Raw genomic sequence first — 18,626 nt, 5'->3', positions numbered from 1 at the left:
ATGAGTCAGGAACAGCCCCCCATCCGCAGCCGCCGGGAACTCCGGGAGGCCAGGGATGCACAACAGCCATCCGTGTCCACGGGCACGGAGCAGCTTTCCCCTGCCACAAAACGGCCTGGCCCAGGTGCCTCCGGGGCAACTTCCCAGGCACCCGAACAGACACACACCCAGCGTTCCTCGCAGATCCGTGCCCGGGACCGCGCGGCATTGCGGACCATCAAGGAGCTGGAAGAAAAAGAGGGCCAGCTGGCCGGCGGAGGTGCGCCCACGCGGCGCCAGCTCCGCCTGCAGCAGCTCAAGGAGCAGGCGCTCACCGCCGCTACCCCCATCGTCGCCCCCGCCGCTCCTCCCGTGAACGAGGCCGGCAACCGTCCTGGCAAGGAACGATCCCCCGCGGGGCAGGAGCCCAAGGGTGCCCAGGCCCCGGCTGCGGCGTCCCGGACTTCCACGGTTCCCGAAGGGATGACCGTTGAGCAGGCGCTGGCGGCGAGGTCGCTGATCGCTGAGCAGGCCAAGAACCAGATCGCCAAGATGCAGCACATCGCTTCCCTCGATCCCGAAGCGGTGGACCCGGAGATCCTGGCGGAACAGATTGCGCTGGCAGAACGTGCCGCAGTGCTGAACCGCCGCGCCATGGCCAAGCAGAAGCTGGCCGAACAGACCGGCGTCCCCGTAGCCGGGCAGGAACCTCTACCCGGCCACGAACCGGTACCTGCCCCGGAGCCAGCGCCGGGCAAACATCCCCCCGCGGGCAAGAGCTCTGTACCCGGCCGGCCTGCACCGGGCCGGCAGAAGTCTTCCCAGCAGGAACCGAAGGCGCGGGCTTCCGCGGATCAGCGGGCAGCCCCCTCGACTGCCAGCAACCTGGCCATGGTCACCCCGCTGGAATTCGTCCAGGTGCCCGGAGTGGACCGGCCGGTGATGAAGCCGCCGGCAACATCCCATGTTCCGGTAACCACGCGCCCCGGCACCAAGATTCCTCCTGCGGCCGGCACCAAGAAGCGGCGCCCCGCCGGCGGTCCGCGGCCAGCGGAGCCCGATGGCGGAACCGGGCGTTCGCAGGTCATTGCCCGTGCGGAAGCCGCGGCCAGGGCGGCCGCCCGCCCAAAGCCTGCTGTGCTCCCACCGGCAGCGGTGGCCAGCAGCAGTGCCGAGGACGCCTTCGAGGGCCTGCCACGCATCCCGGCACGGTCCGCTCATGGACTCGATCCACTCGATGCGGCCACCGCAGGTCTGGCCCGCGCCAACCGCAACCGGATCCTCCAGTTCGGTGTCCTGGCTTTCGGGATCCTGGCCCTCATCTTGGGCATCGTCCTGATCTTCAGCGGCATGTCCCACTGACCGGCCCGGCCGGCACCCACACTTTTAAACCAACAAGGAGTCCCGTGACTGCATCAGAATCATCCATCATCACAGCCCGCGCCGCCGCCAAAGCGGCCGCGGACAAGATCGCCCAGGACATCGTGGCCCTGGACGTGAGCGAACGCCTGGCCCTGGCCGACGTTTTCCTCATTGCTTCCGCCCCCAGCGAGCGGCAGGTCAACGCTATCGTCGACGGCATCGAGGAAGAACTCGCTAAGCAGGATCTGCGGCCGGTTCGCCGTGAAGGCCGTTCCGGCGGCCGCTGGGTCCTGCTGGACTACTCGGACATCGTCATCCACGTCCAGCACGAAGAAGACCGCGTCTTCTACGCCCTCGAGCGCCTCTGGAAGGACTGCCCGGTGGTGGACCTGCAGCTGGGCGACGACGCGTCGGCCAAGGCCCCCGCTGCCTCCGACGCGGAGTAACCACGGGGGAACCGCACGGAATATGCCCGATTTGGAATTTTCGGAATTGCTGTTCTAAGATATTTGAGTTGCTTCGGGGAAACCCGGGAGAAAAGCTCGCAGAGCAGCAATAATTCGGGGCTGTGGCGCAGCTGGTAGCGCACCTGCATGGCATGCAGGGGGTCAGGGGTTCGAGTCCCCTCAGCTCCACCGATAATCCGCCGGAATCATTCGATTCCGGCGGATTTTTGCTTTTTCCGTTATGGTTGTCGCCGTCCCGTCCCAAGCCGTAGGCAAAGGACGGCGGCTGGAGACGCGCCCAAGGCTGCCGATTGGCGCACCGGGCGAAAGTGCATTAAGCTGATCAGGTTGCTTCGGCGGGACACCGCAAAGCAATAAAGTCCGGGGCTGTGGCGCAGCTGGTAGCGCACCTGCATGGCATGCAGGGGGTCAGGGGTTCGAGTCCCCTCAGCTCCACCGTAAAGGGAACCATCACCTATGATGGTTCCCTTTTTGCTGTCCGCGCCACTTTGGTTTCCCGAGGACACTATCCCTCTTTCCGGGCAGGTCAAACTGGCGTAAAACTGTTGGTGGAGGACTCATTGTCCCGCTGACCTGCCGCTCTATCCGAAACCGGAAGGCACGGGACGGGTTGACGAGGAGGTCCCTGATGTCCCGATCAGATGGTCTCGGCGACGGCCCCAACCATCCATCTTCTTCGCCCGGTGCACGGCTGAGCCGCGACTCAGCCGTCCGGGGGCCAGCACGCCCGGCTCCCTACGTGGCCGCCGGCATCCTGCTGGCGGCGGCAATCCTCTTTCCGCTCATGCCGCAGACGTATTCCTTCGATGCCCCGCGCATGGCCGGGCTGCCGTTCTTTTACTGGTACCAGCTGCTCTGGGTGCCGATTTCGGCGGGTATGACCGGTGGAGCTTATTGGCTGATCAGCCAAGAGGACCGACGACGGCGTGCCGCCACTCGTACGGGCGGGCCGCCGGGGACGGGCTCTGCCCCGGGCGGCCCGCCCTCGAGCACACTTGACGGAGGTGACCGGCAATGAACGGCCGTGAAGTGAACTGGACAGCGCTGATTATTGTGGTGCTGCTTTTCGTCGCCGTAGCCATCATGGGTTTCCTCGCCGCAAGGTGGCGCCGGAACGCCAAAGAAGGCCTGCACAGCCTGGATGAATGGGGCCTGGGCGGGCGGGGCTTCGGGACGTGGATCACTTGGTTCCTGCTGGGCGGTGACCTCTACACGGCGTACACGTTCGTAGCCGTGCCGGCGGCGATGTGGGCCACCGGGGCTGTCACTGGTTTCTTCGCCGTGCCCTACACGATTGTCCTTTACCCCATCATCTTCATCATCATGAGCCGGCTGTGGTCGGTCTCCCACCGGCACGGGTATGTGACGTCGGCAGACTTTGTGGGCGGACGCTAGGGCAGCCGGTGGTTGTCCCTATCGGTTGCGGTCACCGGCATCGTGGCCACCATGCCGTATATTGCGCTCCAGTTGGTGGGTATCAAGGCCGTGCTCACAGTACTTGGCTTGGGCAGTTCGGAGAATGTCCTCCTGACGGACCTGCCACTGATCCTCGCCTTCGTCGTTCTGGCCGCCTACACCTATACGTCGGGTCTCCGCGCCCCTGCGATGATTGCAGTGGTCAAGGACCTGCTCATCTACCTGTCCGTCATCGTGGCGGTCATCTACCTGCCCATCAAGTTCGGCGGCTGGGACAGCATCTTCGGCGCGGCAGAGGCCAAGCTGGGGACGGTCAACCAGGCCACGGGAAAACCGGCTGGGGTCTTTATCCCCGCAGAGGCCAACTACTCCGCCTATTGGTCCCTGGCACTGGGCTCAGCCATGGCCCTTTTTATGTATCCGCACTCGGTGACGGCGGTGCTTGCATCGAAGGCGCGCAACACCATCCGCCGTAATGCGGCGATCCTCCCGCTCTACTCGCTGATGCTCGGCTTTCTCGCCCTGCTGGGATTCGTCGCCATCCAGGCCGGCACCAAACCGATCGACCTTGACGGTTCCGTCAACCCCCAGCTCGTGGTTCCTCAGCTGTTTTTGGACCACTTTCCGGCCTGGTTCGCCGGAATCGCGCTGGCCGCCATCGCCATCGGGGCGCTGGTACCCGCGGCCATCATGTCCATCGCGGCCGCCAACATGTTTACCCGCAACATCTACCGCGATTTCATCCGGCCGGACGCCGATCCCAAAACTGAGGCGAAAGTTTCCAAGATCGTCTCGCTCGTGGTGAAGGTCGGCGCGCTGATCTTCGTGATCGCCATGGACCAGTCAACCGCAATCAACATGCAGCTGTTGGGCGGTATCTGGATCCTGCAGACGTTCCCGGCCGTCGTGGCGGGCCTGTACACGCGGTGGTTCGATCGCTGGGCCCTGCTGACCGGCTGGGCTGCGGGCATCATCTTTGGCACCATTTCCGCGTACAACGTCATCAATCCCGTCACACACGCCCATTTCGGCGGCTCGGTTGCCCCCATCCCGGGAACCAACTTCAGCGTCTACATTGCAGTGTCGGCGTTCGCACTCAACCTGATAGTCGCCGCCGTCCTAACCGTAGTGATGCGGGCCCTTAAGATCCCGACGGGTGCTGACACCACCCGCCCCTCCGACTACGCCGCGGACGAGACCGATCCGAAAGTTGTGGAGATCGAGCGGACGCAAAAATTCGTGGAGCCCGGCGGACCGTCCCCTGTACCGTAGCCGGCGGCCAAGCCTTATGGACGGGCGCCCGGCCGGAAGCCGGGCGCCTGAATCAGAACCACTGTGTCCGGCGCAGCGGCGGCTGGTCTCCACCGGGCCGCTGGACCAAAACCTGGTTCACCCCTGTCAGCCCGTTTTCGAAGCCCAAGGCACTGGACGCCATGTACAGTCGCCATACCCGCGCGCGGCCCAGGCTGGTCAGCTTCACGGCCTCGTCCCAGTGTTCCTCCAGCCTGCTGACCCATGCCCGGAGGGTAAGCGCGTAGTGCCGGCGCAATGCCTCCACATCCAGGATCTCGAATCCCGCGGACTCCAGGGCGACGGCCATTTCGCCAAGGCTGATCATTTCGCCGTCAGGAAAAACGTAGCGGGGGATAAAGGAATCGGGGTCGGGGTCGGTAGGGCCGGCGTTCCACGAAATGGCATGGTTCAACAGGCGGCCACCGGGACGCAGGAGGTTGAACAAGGCGGCCGTATACCGGGGCATCTCCGCCCGGCCCACATGCTCTGACATCCCGATGGAGCTGATGGCGTCGAAAGGCCCGTCCGGGACATCCCGGTAATCCTGCACCCGGATGTCCACGCTCTCGGTGAGGCCGGCATCCGCTGCTCGCTTGCGTGCCAGGATGGCCTGCTCACTGGACAGCGTCACACCCACCACCGTGACGCCGTAGTTGCCCGCGGCATGCAGGGCGAAGCTGCCCCAGCCGCAGCCGACGTCCAGCACCCGCATGCCCGGTTTGAGCCCCAGCTTGCGGCACACCAGGTCCAGTTTGGCTTCCTGTGCGGCGTCCAAACCCCCGGCCAGGCGGGTACCCGACGGCTCCTGCCCTTCCGCCGCCTCCAGAGACGTTGCTTCGGGCCATACAGCGCAGGAATACACCATGGACGGCCCCAGCACCAGCGAATAGAAGTCGTTGCCCACATCGTAGTGGTGAGAGATGGCAGCCGAATCACGGCGCCGCGAGTGGACGCGGCCCTTCCTTGCAACCTGCGCTTCCTCGGGCGGGGGAGCAGGGTTTAGGCCCAGCGCTCCCAGCCGCACCGCCGTGTGCAGCAGAGTCCAGAGCTCACCCGCGGTGAGGGGCTTGAACGGCCCGGGTTCGGCAAACTTGCCGACGGAACTCAGGGCCGTAAAGGCAGCAAAGATGTCCCCGGGGGAATCGATGTCACCGGAGACGTAGGCGCGGCTGAGGCCAAGCTGGCCGGGAGACCACAGGATCCGCCGCAAAGCCCGCCGCGAACGGAATTCCAGCACGGGCGCCCCTTCGGGTCCCGCTTCGGAACCGTCCCACGCCCGGAGCCGGAGGGGGATTTCCTTGGTGCCCAGCACAATGGCCAGTGCTTTTGCGAGCCGATCTGCATTCCCGTTTTTCGTGGTCATGGCCGTCCTCCCTGTGTCCTTTGGCCAACCCTAAGGGAGGGACACCCCGCACGACTATCATGGGTGGGTGAATTCTCCCCGCGTCGACGTTGTTGTTATTGGCGCGGGCCAGGCTGGGCTTTCGGCCGCGTATCACCTCCAGCGCCGCGGACTGGACTTCATAGTGCTCGACGCCGAGGAAGGTCCGGGCGGTGCGTGGCGCCACCGGTGGAAGAGCCTCCGGATGGCAACGGTCAACGGCATCAGCGATCTTCCCGGCATTGCCAAGCCCTCCGTGGACCCCAGGGAACCCAGCTCGGAGTTCCTCACCCGCTATTTCCGCGATTATGAGGAAGAGTCGGGCCTGCTGGTCCGGCGCCCGGTCAAGGTCCGGTCCGTCAGCCCCGAAGACGAGGATCCTGCAGGGAGGCTGCTGGTCAGCACGTCCAGCGGGGAATGGAGCACTGCGGCGGTGATCAATGCCACCGGCACCTGGACCCGGCCGTTCTGGCCGATCTATCCAGGGCAGAACAGGTTCCGGGGCAGGCAACTGCATGTGGCGGATTATGTTTCCGCCGAAGAATTTGTAGGCAAGCATGTGATTGTGGTGGGCGGCGGGATTTCCGCCGTCGGCCTCCTGGACGAAATTTCCCTCGTCACTACCACCAGCTGGTTCACCCGACGGGAGCCGGTGTGGCGGGACGCCGAGTTCGATGCGAAGGCCGGGCACGACGCCGTGGCACTGGTGGAGGAGCGGGTGCGCCAGGGCCTGCCGCCGCAGAGTGTGGTGTCCGTGACGGGCCTGATCTGGACACCTTCACTTCGGGCGGCCGCGGCGCGGGGAGCCCTCAACCGGCAGCCCATGTTCACGTCCATCGAACCCGACGGCGTCAGGCTGGCGGACGGCGGCCACCTCGCAGCACAGGTGATTTTGTGGGCCACCGGCTTTCGGGCCGAACTTGAACACCTCGCCCCGCTGCACCTTCGTGGCCCGGGCGGGGGAATCGTGATGGACGGAACGCAGGTGGCAGGCGAGCCGCGCGTGCACCTGGTGGGCTACGGCCCGTCGTCGTCCACCATCGGCGCCAACCGAGCCGGACGCGCGGCTGTATCGGCGATCCTGAAACTGCCCGGGATCCGCCCAGCTAAGACGGTAAATTGGGGCTGACCGTCCGGAGCCCGGACGGTGGTTTGCAAACAGGAGAAGGCGGCAGGAACCAGGTGGCAGTGAAGAGTCTTGACGACGTCCTCCGGGAGCTTCGGCGCAGGCCGGACGTGGAAGCACCCAACCTGCAGGCTTGGGACGCAACGGACCGCCTGCTGCTCGAGACTGCGGCCGAACGGATCCAGCCCGGAAGCAGCTTGACCGTCATCGGTGACCGCTACGGCGCCCTGACCCTTGGTGCCCTTGCGATGTTGAGCCCCGGGACGGTGCGGGTGCACCAGGACCTCATCACCGGGGAACAGGCGCTGCGCCTGAACGCTGCCGAGGTGCTTGGCGGCGATGCCGCGGAAGCAGGCTTCTCCCAGTTTTCCCTCGGCCCGGAACTGCTCGACGGCGCGGACACTGTCCTGCTTCAACTACCCAAGACCCTTGCGGAGTTGGACCAGGTCGCCGAGGCTGTGGCGCGGCACGCGCGGCCGGACGTGGTGCTCCTGGCCGGCGGCCGGGTGAAGCACATGTCCCTGGGAATGAACGCGGTCCTGGAACGCCATTTCAGCTCCGTTGCGCCCCAGCTGGCCCGGCAGAAATCGCGCGTGATCGTGGCTGCCGGTCCGCACGGAACCGGCGGGCCGAAGCGTTTTCCCGTCGTCGAACACCTCGCCGAAATTGACCTCGACGTAGCCGCCCACGGTGCCGTGTTCGCGGGCCCGCGGCTGGACATCGGCACCCGGTTCCTGCTGACGTTCCTGCCCGCCATGCGCAGCGCACAGCACGCCGTGGACCTTGGCTGCGGCACCGGCATCCTTGCCGCCATGTATGCCCGGCAGCATCCCGGCGCAACCGTCACTGCCACGGACCAGTCAGCCGCAGCGGTGGCGTCAGCGCAGGCGACGGCCGCCGCGAACGGCCTGGCCGGGCAGGTCCGCGTCCTCCAGGACGATGCCATGGCCACGCTGGCGGACGGCAGCGCTGACCTGATCCTCTTGAATCCGCCGTTCCATGTGGGTGCGGGCGTCCATGCCGGAGCGGGCCTGAAGCTCATCGAAGCAGCGGGCCGCGTTCTGGCTCCCGGCGGTGAGCTCTGGACCGTCTTCAACCGCCACCTCGCCTACCTCCCGGCCCTCGAACGTCACGTCGGCCCTACTGCCGTGAAAGGCCAGAATCCCAAATTCACGGTGACTCGGAGCACCCGCCGCCCTCCGCTCTGACTCTTGCCGCGGCAGCGAACCTTCCCACGTCAACTCCCAGCAGGCCCTGCCCCGCAAGGCGGCGCCGCGCCGTCGGCCGTTCCTATGTGTCTGTGCCGGTGCGTAACGTACGATTCAGACATCAGTAAGTTTGTGCCGAAGACGAAGGGGACGCCGTGACTGAGATCCGCCAATCCTCGCCCAGACGCGGCACGAACCTGCCCCGGATGGGCGACTTCAACCTGACCGTGATCCTCGAGGCCATCCGCCGGTCCTCCTTCGGCCTGAGCAGGGTGGAACTCGCGCAGATCGTGGGCCTCTCGCCGCAGACCATTTCGAACATCTCCCGCCGCCTCCTGGACCAGAACCTCATTGTCGAGGCCGGCAAGGAAGGCAGCGGCCCCGGCAAGCCCCGCACCATCCTCCGCCTTAATCCCCACGGGATGTTCGCCGTCGGCGTCCACCTGGACCCGGCCGTGACCACGTTCGTGGTCCTGGACCTGGTGGGTGCGGTGGTGCAGCACTCCCGCATCAAGACGCCCGGCGGCAATGACCCGTCAGCCGTTATTTCCACCATCGCCGCCGAGATCGCCCAGCTGGTGGAAGACTCAGGGGTGGACCGGGACAGGATCGCAGGCCTCGGCGTGGCGGCCCCCGGCCCCATCGACCTGGACAACGGCACGGTGGTTGACCCGCCGCTCCTTCCCGGCTGGGACCGGGTGGAACTGCGCAACGCACTGTCCGAGGCCACCGGCTACTCCGTCCTGATGGACAAGGACGTCACCAGCGCAGCCGTTGCGGAAACCTGGGCCGGCGGTCCGAGCGGAGCGGGCAGCTTCATTTTTATGTACATGGGCACCGGCATCGGCTGCGGGATCGTGCTCAACGACGAGGTGGTGCGGGGCACGTCAGGCAACGCGGGCGAGATCGGCCACATCGTGGTGGATCCGGACGGCCCGCCGTGCGACTGCGGCCTGCGCGGCTGCGTCAAATCCTCCTGCATCCCGCAGGTCCTGGTGGCCGAGGCCGAGGCCGCCGGCATCCTGGACGGCTCCCGGTCCGGCAACAGCGGCGCCGAGGTACAGCAGAGTTTCTCCCGGCTGTGCGAGCTCGCGGACGCCGGTAACGAACAGGCGCTGGCCATCATCGACAAGTCCGCGGTGCTGGTGGCCCGCGCGGTGTCCGTGGTCACCAACACCCTTGACGTTGACCGGGTGGTTTTTGGCGGGCCGTTCTGGCATGGCCTGGCCGAACGTTACCTTGAGAAAGTGCCGCCGCTGCTGGACGCCAACAGCGCCGCACGGCTGATCCATCCCGTCGAGGTGGTGGGCACCGGCGTCGGCGAGGACGTCGGCGCCATCGGCGCGGCCTCCCTGGTCCTGGAACATACCCTGGCACCGCGTGCCCAAAGGCTGCTCCTGGACAGCTGAGAGGGCAGCCTGCCCTTGTCCGGGGCAGCACATCCATCTAGCATTTGCGTATTGCCGCGGCTGGGGCCCGCTGACAACCGGGTCCGCAGCTTTCGATCGAATGGAGCACCATGCGTCGCCCGGGCCTGAAGAGCATGTCCCTGATCGCTTCCGCACTCTTCATCCTCACGGCGTGCACGCCGGCCTCTCCGGAGGACGGCTCGAAGACCCTGAAGGTGGTCTACCAGAAGACCGATTCCTTCACCGCGCTGGAGACGATGTTCCAGGCAGCCAAGCAGGAGTTTGAGGCGGCCAACCAAGGGGTCAGGGTTGAGCTTCAGCCCATCCAGGGCAACGACGACGACTACGGCACCAAGCTTGCCCTGGCCCTGCGATCGCCGTCCACCGCACCGGACATCTTCTACGAGGACACCTTCAAGGTCCGCTCCGACGTCGACGCCGGCTACCTCCTGAAGCTGGACAGCCGCTTGGACGGGTGGGCGGACTGGGCCAAGTTCGACGACGGCGCCAAGGCGGCAGGGCGCGCGGACGACGGCGGCATTTACGCAGTGCCGCTGGGCACCGACACCCGGGCCATTTGGTACAACAAAAAGGTCTTCGAAGCCGCCGGGATCAGCCTCCCCTGGCAGCCGCGCAACTGGCAGGACATCCTGGATACGGCCCGGAAAATCAAGGCCGACGATCCCTCGGTGATCCCCTTCAACATGTACGCCGGAAAGGGCACCGGCGAAGGAACCGTGATGCAGGGTTTTTACGAACTCCTCTACGGCACCGGATCCACCCTCTACGACGAGGAGTCAAAAAAGTGGGTGGTGGGGTCTGCAGGTTTCAAGGCTTCGCTGGGCTTCCTCAAAACCCTTTATGACGAGAAACTGGCGATGACGCCTGCCGAAGCCCTGGACGCGAACGTCTGGAAAAAGGTGTTCGGCGAGTGGTTCCCCACCGGAAAACTGGGCGCCACCGTGGAGGGTTCGTACGCGCCGTCGTTCTGGCAGGACGGCGGCAGCTACGAATGGCCCGGCTACGCGCAGGACATGGCCGTTGCGCCGTTCCCCACGCAGGACGGCGGCAGCCCCGGTGCCGTGAGCATGTCCGGAGGCTGGACGCTTGCCGTCGGAGCCGGGACAAAGGAGCCGGACCTCGCCTTCAAATTCCTCAGCACGGCGTTGAACCGGGACAATTCCCTGAAGTTCACGCTTGAGAGTTCCCAGATCGCGGTCCGGAGCGACGTCGCGGAGGACTCCGGCTACCAGGCGGCCAACCCGTTCGTGAAGGATGTCTCCGGACTGGTCTCCGTCACCCGCTACCGCCCGGCCACGTCCGACTACCCCCGCATCTCCGCGGCGGTCCAGGAGGCGACGGAGGCCGTGATCACCGGTGCCAGACCACCGGAACAGGCGGCGGCGGACTATGACGCAGCCGTTGCGGAGATCGTGGGCGGCGACAAGACCGTCCGGAAGTAAGCGGTGCCGGCCCGCATCGAGGGACGCAGGCTGTTGCGCTACCTGCCCGTCCTGCCTGCCCTCCTGCTTCTGCTCGTTTTCCTTGCGGGGCCCGTGTTCTGGGCTTTCCATGCGTCCTTCACCAATATTGGGCTAACAGGCAGGAACGCCCGCACCCCGGAATGGGTGGGGCTCGAGAACTACCAGCGGTTGCTGCTGGACCCGGTGTTTCCCCTCTCGCTGGGGCTGACCGTGTTGTTCGTGGCCGGTTCTGCTGTCCTGGGCCAGAACCTGCTGGGGCTGGCCCTCGCCGTGCTGATGCGGCGTGCGCGCCGGGCCGTTTCCTCATTGGTGGGCATGACGGTGGTGGCGGCCTGGGTGCTTCCGGAAATAGTGGCGGCCTTTGCCGCCTACGCCTACTTCAGCCGCGACGGGACACTGAACCAGTTGCTGGGCGGAGTGGGGACGGCCCGGTCGGACTGGCTCTATTCGTGGCCCATGGCGGCGGTGGTGCTGGCCAACGTCTGGCGCGGCACCGCCTTTTCCATGCTGGTGTACCGCGCGGCCCTGAACGACATTCCAACGGAAGTGGCCGAAGCCGCCCAGATGGACGGTGCAGGCGGCTGGCAGCGGCTGGCCTTCATTACGCTGCCCATGATCCGCGGGAGCATCGCCACCAACCTGATGCTCATCACGCTGCAGACGCTCGCCGTATTCACCCTGATCTGGGTGATGACCGCAGGCGGTCCGGCCAACGCCAGCACCACCCTCCCGGTACTTGCCTACCAGGAGGCCTTCAAATTCGGTGACATCGGATACGGGACCGCGGTGGCCTCAGTGCTCCTCCTGATCGGCACGGTGTTCGGTGTTGGCTATATCCGGCTCCTGAGGGAGGAGAAGCATTGACCGCAGCACCGGCAAGGGCGCCTGGGGCGGCGCGCTCCCAGGACGCCGCCCGTCCGGGCAGGTCGGGGACCGCCGCAGCAGTCCTGCGGACGTGGCGTTGCTGGTCGTGGGCGCCTGTTTTGTACTGCCGCTGCTCTGGCTTGTCCTGGCTTCCTTTGACGCTGAGGCCGGCCACGAGACAAGGGTTCCCGGCGCCGTCACCCTGGACAATTTTGCTGCCGTGATGACACCCGGGCTGCTGCTCCGGCCGCTGTGGAACAGCCTGCTCCTCTCGGCCGGGACGGCGGCCGTGACGCTTGTGGCGGCCGTCCTCGCCGCCTACCCGCTGTCCCGCTACCGGTCCAGGTTCAACACGCCGTTTATGTACGCGGTGCTTCTGGGCACCTGCCTTCCCATCACGGCCATCATGGTGCCGGTCTACGGCCTCTTCGTGCAGCTGGAACTGCTGGATTCGATGCCGGCCACCATCCTGTTTATGGCGGCAACCGCCCTTCCCATGGCCATTTGGATGACCAAAAACTTTATGGACACCGTGCCGGTGTCCCTGGAGGAGGCGGCGTGGGTGGACGGGGCGTCCAGGATGACGGCGCTGCGCACCATCGTCCTGCCGCTGATGCGCCAGGGGCTCGGCGTTGTGTTCATCTTTGTGTTCATCCAGGCCTGGGGAAATTTTTTCGTCCCGTTCGTGCTGCTCCTGTCCGAGGCGAAGCAGCCCGCGGCAGTGTCCATTTTCAGCTTCTTTGGGCAGCACGGGGCAGTTGCCTATGGCCAGCTGGCCGCATTCTCCATCTTGTACTCGCTGCCGGTGCTGGCCCTTTACGTCATTGTGGCCAGGGGCGCCGGCAACTCGTTCGCATTGTCCGGGGCCGTCAGGGGCTGAACGGGTAACGCCAACAGCGGAGCCTCATCATTTGACACTGATCCGGCTACTCACCTGGCAGGTGCCCTGGCCAGGGGGTTGGCTAGTCCTGTTTTTCGGCGGTTTGGTCGGTTCCGAATGCTATCGAGTCGAACACGGCACGTGCCTCTCTCGTCAGCTCCGGATTGATCGATTCGTGGAAATAGGTCACCCCGATTACAGCGCGTTCGCCGTTCAGGTCGACCACCCGGTAGGTTTCGCGCTCAGCGACGCTTGAGTACCAGCGGGTGCATATGTCCGACTCATCGGAGCGGACGCAAAACTTGCCTTCGTCGCAGGCTGTGATGTCCACGTCGCCCTCGACGGAATGGTCGAACTCGAAGCCGGAGTAATCGCCCACCACGACCTCGACGGGAGGGGTGCTCGCCGTTGATGTCTGCGCCGTCATCGCATCGACGAAGGCCTCAGCCGACGGATCAACCTCGACGAGGCTGCCCCGCCATGCGCATGCGTCCGTTGGCACATAGTCCGTGGGCCAAAAAGTCAGGAAGACCGCGTCTTCACCCGGGTGATCCGGGTCGTCCTTGCCCAGGCCATCGCCTTCAAGGGTCGACCAGCCGTCCGGGACGGTGATCTCGAAAGGCACCGTGAAGCCCGTGACGAGGTATGTGCCGGCGTCGATATCGCCGGTCGCCGGCAGCGCTGCGACGGTGCGAGCCTCCGTAGTCGAAGCGGGGGACGGCGCTTCGGCGGCTGTGCACGCCGAGAGGCCGACGCACGCCAGCACTGCGACGGCGACACCGATCGGGTGAGAGCGCCCGCCGTGAGTGGCGCGGGAGCGCCTGTTCGATGTCCACATGTCAATCCCCTTCGTTTGATCCGTGCAGCATGAGTGCCTGTTCTTACAGTGAACGGCGTGCCGATATCAGCACGATATCGGAGCGCAGACCTGCGGTATCTGCCCGATATCAGCCGTCTTGACGGACGCTGGGCGGGGGCGGAGAGTGTGGTTTATGGAGGTTCGCGTTCTTGGAGCGCTGACGCTCGACGACGGGCGGATACCCCTTGCCCCGCGCGATCGTGCGGTGATGGGGGCACTTACCGTCCGCCTGGGTGCCGCACTGTCGGTTGAATCCCTGGCAGAGGCGCTTTGGGGTGACAGCCTCCCCGCCTCGTGGTCGAAGGTGATTCCGGGGTGCATCATGCGGCTGCGGCGGCTCATCGCACCTGCACTGATCGAAACGACACCGTTTGGATACCGGCTGGCCCCGGAGCACGTGGAGGTTGATGCTGAGCAGTTCGAGCGCCTCGTCAGCAGGGGTACGCACCAGCTGAAACTTGGTGAACCCGAACGTGCCGCACACTCACTCGCCGAGGCGCTGGACCTGTGGCGGGGTGAAGCCTTCGTTGAACTTATCGACTGGGGGCCGGCTCAAATCGCGTCCGCCCGCCTCGAGGAGATGCGTCTCGGCGTCGAGGAGCTACTCCTGGATGCCCTGCTGCAGACCGGTGAGGTGCAGGAAGTCGCCGCACTGGCCCGGGCGCGCGTCGCCGAAGCGCCGCTGCGGGAGCGGCGTTGGGTCCTGCTGAGCGTGGCGCAGTACCGGCAGGGGCGGCAGGCGGACGCACTCGCGGCCGTGCGCAGGGCACGGGCGATCCTCTCCGCCGATCTTGGACTGGATCCGTCCACAGAGCTGGCTGAGCTGGAGCAGGCGATCCTGCGGCAGGATCCCTCACTGCTGACCGATCACGTGTTCCGGGCCGGGAGCCCGGAATGCCCGTACTTCGGGCTGCCTCCCGCGGGCATGGCGGATGCCGAGCGGTATTTCGGGCGCGAGCAGGAGCTGGCAGGAGCGCTGCGTGCGCTTGAGGAGCACGGTGTGCTGCTGGTCGCGGGGTCATCGGGCGTCGGCAAGTCCTCGCTCGTCAGGGCCGGGATAGGCGCGCGATCCGCCGGACGCGGCACGGAAGTCGTCATAGTACTGCCCGGCGAGCGTCCTACCGAAGCACTCCGGGATCTCGTTCGAGGCCCTGGTGATTCGCTGCTCATTGTCGATCAGTGTGAGCAGGCGTTCGCCGCGGACGACCCTTCCGAGACCCGGAAGTTTTTCGAGGCGCTACTGCGCGAGGTTTCCCGAAGACCGGTCGTTGTTGCCATCCGCGCCGACAGGCTGGGGGACCTGGCCGAACACGAGGGCTTTGCCGGGATCATCCAGTCGCACATGCTCCTGCTCACCGCGTTCGGCACTGACGGACTCCGGGACGTGATCGAGAAGCCCGCACAGCAGGCTGGGCTCATCCTGGAACCGGGCCTCGTCGAGATCCTCGTCCGCGACGCCGACGGGCGGAACCTTCCGCTGCTCTCCCACGCCCTGCGCCAGGTATGGTCGCGACGCGAAGGCCGCGTCCTGACGGTCGACGGGTACCGGGCATCCGGTGAAATCCAGGGTGCCGTCGCGAAGACCGCGGAAGAGGTCTTCGCCGGGCTCTCAGCGGAAGGCCAGCGTCTGCTGCGCGATATCCTTCTCCGCCTCGTGGAAGTATCCGCCGACGGTACGGTTATTTCCCGCCGGATCGAGCGCATCCGGATCGAAATGGACCAGGCCCACGCCAAGATCGTTGACCGGCTGGTCGATGCGCGCCTGCTCATAAGCGAAAGGGAGACCGTTCAGGTATCCCACGAAGCGCTCGCCCGCGAGTGGCCGCGGCTGAAGGAGTGGCTCGCCGATGATATCGAGGGCCAGCGGATCATGCGGCATCTGGGTTCGGCAGCCACTGCCTGGGAAGCGATGGGACGCCCGGACAGCGAGCTATATCGCGGCCACCGGCAAGCGGCAGCCCAGCGGTGGCGGGATGCTGCCAGTCCAGCGCTCACACCGGTTGAGCGGGAATTCCTCGATGCCTGCGCAGCCGCTGAAACCGCAGGACTGGCTGCAACCCAGAGGCAGCTGAACAAGGAGCGCAGCATGGTTCGCCGCCTGTCCTGGGCGACGGCCGGGGCAGCGGCACTCGCGGTTGTGGCTGCCACAGCGGGTCTCGTGGCAGGATTCCAGGCAAATCTCGCGGGTGAGCGTGCAGCGGTGGCAGAGGCACGGCGCGTTGCCGCGACTGCGCTGGAGGAACCTGACTTCGATCGGGCCCTGCTGCTCGCAGTGGAGGCACGCCATATCTGGGACAGCTCCGAAACGCGCACCAACCTGGTGAGAGTTTTCTCACGGGCACCCCATGTCACAAGCATCACCCGCTTCACGGACGAAGGTGTGACTCCCGTGAGCATGTCGCTCGAGAAGGACGGGACCCGCGTATCAGTGATCGACAGCGACGACGATCTGCGGCTGTTCGATCTCGCCGACCGGTCCCCGTTGGGCGAATACTCGCCATTCGGCGGGAAGGTGGCAGCTACCGCCGTCGACCCCGTCACGGGCACTGTCGCATTCAGCGCAACAATGGGACTCTGTGACGCCTTGCCCTGCGAGCGCGGACGAACGGGGACGCTGGGTCTCGTGAGCGGCGGCCGCTCGGGCCTGATGACTTACCAGGGTATGGCTAAGACGGCGGCAGACGTCGAATACTCGTCGGACGGATCCCTGTTCGCAGCGCTGGAGGCTGCATCCTGGATCCAACCGTCCGCGGTCGCCGCCCTCTGGCGTGTCGGGGGGGATGTGCCGATGCTGCTGGACTTGGGCGAGAAAAGTTCAGATCCCGGCCCATCTGCGTGGGGAGGACAGTTCGGCGCGCTGAAGTTTTCCCCGGACGGCTCGCGACTGTACGCCAGCAGGCTCGGACCGACCGTAGTGTTCGATTCGTCCTCGGGCAACAAAATCGACCGGATAGCCGGCAACGGGCTTCTGGCCGTCAGTCCGGATGGCCGTCTGATCGCCGTCCGGGATGGCTTGCTCGCCGTCCGCATCGTCGACTCTTCCGGGGTAGCGGCACCTCTCACGGTCCCCGTGCCGGTGACTCCAACGGTGGCGGACTTCAGTCCTGACGGCCGACAGCTTGCCATTCCCTCCGGCACCAGCACCATAGTGGTCAGCACCGGCACGGGCGACATCCAGGAGACCCTCGGCCACCACAATGGCGCGGTCACCTCAGCCGAATTCCGGTCAACCGGCGAGCTGGTGACCGCAGCAGCGGACGGCGCAATCATGACCTTGGAGCTCGGCGACTGGGCGGCCGGCTTCCGCACCGATCCCTTCAACAGCGGGAAGCCGTACGTTGAAGAGCTCAACGAGCGCACCCTCGTACTCGAAGAGCCCGACGGGAGCAAACAGGTGGTCGTCGCCGAGCCGGCGGCGTGGGAGGACCATGCGTGCCGGGTCGCAGGACGGGCGTTGACGGAACGGGAGTGGAGGGATCTCTTGGGGACGCGCCCATACTCCCCGGCGTGCCGCGATTAACCGTCAACCCGCGTTAATCCTGCTAGTCGATGTCCTCGATCACCACGCCGAAGGGAATGCTGTCGTCAAGGTGTGCCTGGTGGCCGGTTGAGCCGGGGTTGTAAACAACCCGGACTCCATGGAGCTTGTCCGCGGCTGACTGCTGCAGGACAGGCTTGACGGTGTTGATGAACATCTCGCTTTTATCGGCGAGAAACTCCTTGTAACTGGCTGGAAGCTCGCTCATGTCAAAAGAATAGACCTGGGGAGCCGCGGTGGGGAGGGGTCCCCATTGCCGGAAACCGGCGGGCCGCGCTTGGATAGGATGGCGGCGGGGTGCGGTCCGGCCGGAACGCCTGCCCAACACAGCTACCAGGGGGAATCGCAGTGCTTCAAACCAGCTCTTCGGCAAGGATCGAACCGGCAGAGCTGGCCCGGGCGCAGCAGGTTGCGGCCAACATTTCCAGGAGCTTCGACGCGAAGATGGTGGGGCAGTCCCGGCTGCGGGAATCGCTGCTGGTGGGCCTGTTCACCGGAGGCCATATCCTCCTGGAAAGCGTTCCGGGCCTGGCAAAAACCACAGCTGCCCATACCGTGGCCGAAGCAATCAGCGCGGAGTTCCGCCGGATCCAGTGCACACCTGACCTGCTGCCCAGCGACATCGTGGGGACGCAGATCTACGATGCCGCCAAGGGAACCTTCGTCACGCAGCTCGGCCCGGTCCACGCCAACATCGTGCTCCTGGATGAGATCAACCGCTCCAGCGCGAAGACCCAGAGCGCCATGCTGGAGGCCATGCAGGAACGGCAGACGTCCATCGGCGGCCGGGAGTACCGGCTGCCGTCCCCGTTCCTGGTGCTGGCCACCCAGAACCCGATTGAGCAGGAGGGCACCTACCAGCTCCCGGAAGCCCAGATGGACCGCTTTATGCTCAAGGACGTCCTGGACTATCCCTCGCCGGCAGAGGAGGCCGAGATCATCCGCCGGCTCGACGCCGGGGTTTTCACGGACGAGCAGAAACCGGCGTCTGCGGCGTCCCTGGACGCGGTGGCCCGGGTCCAGGAAGTGGTGAAGCGGATCTACATCGATCCCTCCGTGATCAACTACATCGTGGGGCTCGCCTACGTCACCCGGAACGCGCAGCAGTACATCGACCCGCGGCTGGCCGGCTTTATTGAATTCGGCGCCAGTCCGCGGGCCAGCATCGCCTTCAGCCAGGCAGCCCGCGCAGTGGCGCTGCTGCAGGGCCGGGACCATGTGATCCCGGAGGACGTGAAGTCGCTCGCCCACCGGGTACTGCGGCACCGCCTCATCCTGAATTTTGAGGCAGTGGCTGAGCAGGTGCCGGTGGAAGCCGTGATCGACGCCGTGGTCGCCGCCGTCCAGACACCCTGAGGCC

At 65.8% G+C, this 18,626-nt stretch carries 16 protein-coding genes and 2 tRNA genes; 15 read left to right on the top strand and 3 right to left on the bottom strand.

Annotated features, from left to right (window positions below; translation table 11 throughout):
- The 7 genes from QFZ36_RS03620 to QFZ36_RS03595 all read left to right on the top strand — a co-directional run bounded on the left by QFZ36_RS03620 (position 1) and on the right by QFZ36_RS03595 (position 4,496).
- The gene (locus QFZ36_RS03620) at positions 1-1,341 is read left to right on the top strand and encodes a hypothetical protein (RefSeq protein ID WP_306634006.1); all 1,341 of its coding nucleotides are present in this window, start codon (positions 1-3) and stop codon (positions 1,339-1,341) included.
- A 44-nt stretch (positions 1,342-1,385) separates the two neighbouring features.
- Positions 1,386-1,787 carry a ribosome silencing factor gene (gene rsfS, locus QFZ36_RS03615; protein ID WP_306634004.1) on the top strand — a complete coding sequence of 134 codons (402 nt, stop codon included), beginning with the start codon at positions 1,386-1,388 and terminating at the stop codon, positions 1,785-1,787.
- A gap of 116 nt (positions 1,788-1,903) precedes the next feature.
- Positions 1,904-1,976 (top strand) — tRNA-Ala (locus QFZ36_RS03610).
- 194 nt (positions 1,977-2,170) lie between these two features.
- A tRNA-Ala gene (locus QFZ36_RS03605) sits at positions 2,171-2,243 on the top strand.
- Between the two features lie 193 nt (positions 2,244-2,436).
- Positions 2,437-2,826: a DUF3311 domain-containing protein gene (locus QFZ36_RS03600; protein WP_306634002.1), complete on the top strand. Its 390-nt coding sequence runs from the start codon at positions 2,437-2,439 to the stop codon at positions 2,824-2,826.
- Entirely contained in the window at positions 2,823-3,203 is a 381-nt protein-coding gene (locus QFZ36_RS20975) for a hypothetical protein (protein ID WP_444964479.1), read from the top strand. The genes QFZ36_RS03600 and QFZ36_RS20975 overlap by 4 nt, the downstream gene beginning before the upstream one ends.
- A gap of 42 nt (positions 3,204-3,245) precedes the next feature.
- Entirely contained in the window at positions 3,246-4,496 is a 1,251-nt protein-coding gene (locus QFZ36_RS03595; RefSeq protein ID WP_444964485.1) for a sodium:solute symporter family protein, read from the top strand.
- Positions 4,497-4,548: 52 nt separating this feature from the next.
- On the opposite strand, the gene QFZ36_RS03590 is transcribed toward QFZ36_RS03595, so the two are convergent.
- Positions 4,549-5,880 (bottom strand): class I SAM-dependent methyltransferase, encoded by a 1,332-nt coding sequence (locus tag QFZ36_RS03590; RefSeq protein ID WP_306634001.1) that lies wholly within the window; start codon positions 5,878-5,880, stop codon positions 4,549-4,551.
- Positions 5,881-5,947: 67 nt separating this feature from the next.
- Here QFZ36_RS03590 and QFZ36_RS03585 point away from each other — a divergent pair, with 67 nt between their 5' ends.
- The 6 genes from QFZ36_RS03585 to QFZ36_RS03560 all read left to right on the top strand — a co-directional run bounded on the left by QFZ36_RS03585 (position 5,948) and on the right by QFZ36_RS03560 (position 12,869).
- A complete protein-coding gene (locus QFZ36_RS03585) occupies positions 5,948-7,027 on the top strand; it encodes an FAD-dependent oxidoreductase (protein ID WP_306633999.1) in 1,080 nt (359 codons plus the stop codon).
- A 53-nt stretch (positions 7,028-7,080) separates the two neighbouring features.
- On the top strand, positions 7,081-8,232 hold the full coding sequence (locus QFZ36_RS03580) for a class I SAM-dependent methyltransferase (RefSeq protein ID WP_306633997.1): 1,152 nt from the start codon (positions 7,081-7,083) through the stop codon (positions 8,230-8,232).
- 206 nt (positions 8,233-8,438) lie between these two features.
- The gene (locus tag QFZ36_RS03575; protein WP_306639077.1) at positions 8,439-9,641 is read left to right on the top strand and encodes an ROK family transcriptional regulator; all 1,203 of its coding nucleotides are present in this window, start codon (positions 8,439-8,441) and stop codon (positions 9,639-9,641) included.
- A 110-nt stretch (positions 9,642-9,751) separates the two neighbouring features.
- Positions 9,752-11,104 carry an extracellular solute-binding protein gene (locus QFZ36_RS03570; RefSeq protein ID WP_306633995.1) on the top strand — a complete coding sequence of 451 codons (1,353 nt, stop codon included), beginning with the start codon at positions 9,752-9,754 and terminating at the stop codon, positions 11,102-11,104.
- A 3-nt stretch (positions 11,105-11,107) separates the two neighbouring features.
- On the top strand, positions 11,108-11,989 hold the full coding sequence (locus QFZ36_RS03565; protein ID WP_373427012.1) for a carbohydrate ABC transporter permease: 882 nt from the start codon (positions 11,108-11,110) through the stop codon (positions 11,987-11,989).
- A gap of 91 nt (positions 11,990-12,080) precedes the next feature.
- Positions 12,081-12,869, top strand: a complete 789-nt coding sequence (locus tag QFZ36_RS03560; protein ID WP_306633994.1) for a carbohydrate ABC transporter permease — start codon at positions 12,081-12,083, stop codon at positions 12,867-12,869.
- Positions 12,870-12,951: 82 nt separating this feature from the next.
- On the opposite strand, the gene QFZ36_RS03555 is transcribed toward QFZ36_RS03560, so the two are convergent.
- Complete coding sequence (locus QFZ36_RS03555) at positions 12,952-13,707, bottom strand: hypothetical protein (protein ID WP_306633993.1); 756 nt, start codon at positions 13,705-13,707, stop codon at positions 12,952-12,954.
- 154 nt (positions 13,708-13,861) lie between these two features.
- Between QFZ36_RS03555 and QFZ36_RS03550 the strand changes: the two genes are divergently transcribed.
- Positions 13,862-17,248 (top strand): nSTAND1 domain-containing NTPase, encoded by a 3,387-nt coding sequence (locus QFZ36_RS03550; protein WP_306633991.1) that lies wholly within the window; start codon positions 13,862-13,864, stop codon positions 17,246-17,248.
- A 22-nt stretch (positions 17,249-17,270) separates the two neighbouring features.
- Here the strand turns inward: QFZ36_RS03550 and QFZ36_RS03545 are convergent, their stop codons facing one another.
- Complete coding sequence (locus QFZ36_RS03545) at positions 17,271-17,474, bottom strand: hypothetical protein (RefSeq protein ID WP_306633989.1); 204 nt, start codon at positions 17,472-17,474, stop codon at positions 17,271-17,273.
- Between the two features lie 140 nt (positions 17,475-17,614).
- Between QFZ36_RS03545 and QFZ36_RS03540 the strand changes: the two genes are divergently transcribed.
- The gene (locus QFZ36_RS03540) at positions 17,615-18,622 is read left to right on the top strand and encodes an AAA family ATPase (protein ID WP_306633987.1); all 1,008 of its coding nucleotides are present in this window, start codon (positions 17,615-17,617) and stop codon (positions 18,620-18,622) included.
- Positions 18,623-18,626 lie beyond the last annotated feature (4 nt).

It is taken from the genome of Pseudarthrobacter siccitolerans (genome assembly GCF_030823375.1).
Classification (GTDB): Bacteria; Actinomycetota; Actinomycetes; order Actinomycetales; family Micrococcaceae; genus Arthrobacter; species Arthrobacter siccitolerans_A.
The sequence above is the reverse complement of the archived record's forward strand: the minus strand, read 5'-3'. Positions and strand labels throughout refer to the sequence as shown.

Excerpts from the sequence above, each read along its gene's own strand:
- QFZ36_RS03620 (WP_306634006.1), top strand. The coding sequence starts at position 1 with ATGAGTCAGGAACAGCCCCCCATCCGCAGCCGCCGGGAACTCCGGGAG.
- QFZ36_RS03600 (WP_306634002.1), top strand. The coding sequence starts at position 2,437 with ATGTCCCGATCAGATGGTCTCGGCGACGGCCCCAACCATCCATCTTCT.
- QFZ36_RS20975 (WP_444964479.1), top strand. The coding sequence starts at position 2,823 with ATGAACGGCCGTGAAGTGAACTGGACAGCGCTGATTATTGTGGTGCTG.
- QFZ36_RS03590 (WP_306634001.1), bottom strand. The coding sequence starts at position 5,880 with ATGACCACGAAAAACGGGAATGCAGATCGGCTCGCAAAAGCACTGGCC.
- QFZ36_RS03575 (WP_306639077.1), top strand. The coding sequence starts at position 8,439 with ATGGGCGACTTCAACCTGACCGTGATCCTCGAGGCCATCCGCCGGTCC.
- QFZ36_RS03570 (WP_306633995.1), top strand. The coding sequence starts at position 9,752 with ATGCGTCGCCCGGGCCTGAAGAGCATGTCCCTGATCGCTTCCGCACTC.
- QFZ36_RS03555 (WP_306633993.1), bottom strand. The coding sequence starts at position 13,707 with ATGTGGACATCGAACAGGCGCTCCCGCGCCACTCACGGCGGGCGCTCT.
- QFZ36_RS03550 (WP_306633991.1), top strand. The coding sequence starts at position 13,862 with ATGGAGGTTCGCGTTCTTGGAGCGCTGACGCTCGACGACGGGCGGATA.
- QFZ36_RS03545 (WP_306633989.1), bottom strand. The coding sequence starts at position 17,474 with ATGAGCGAGCTTCCAGCCAGTTACAAGGAGTTTCTCGCCGATAAAAGC.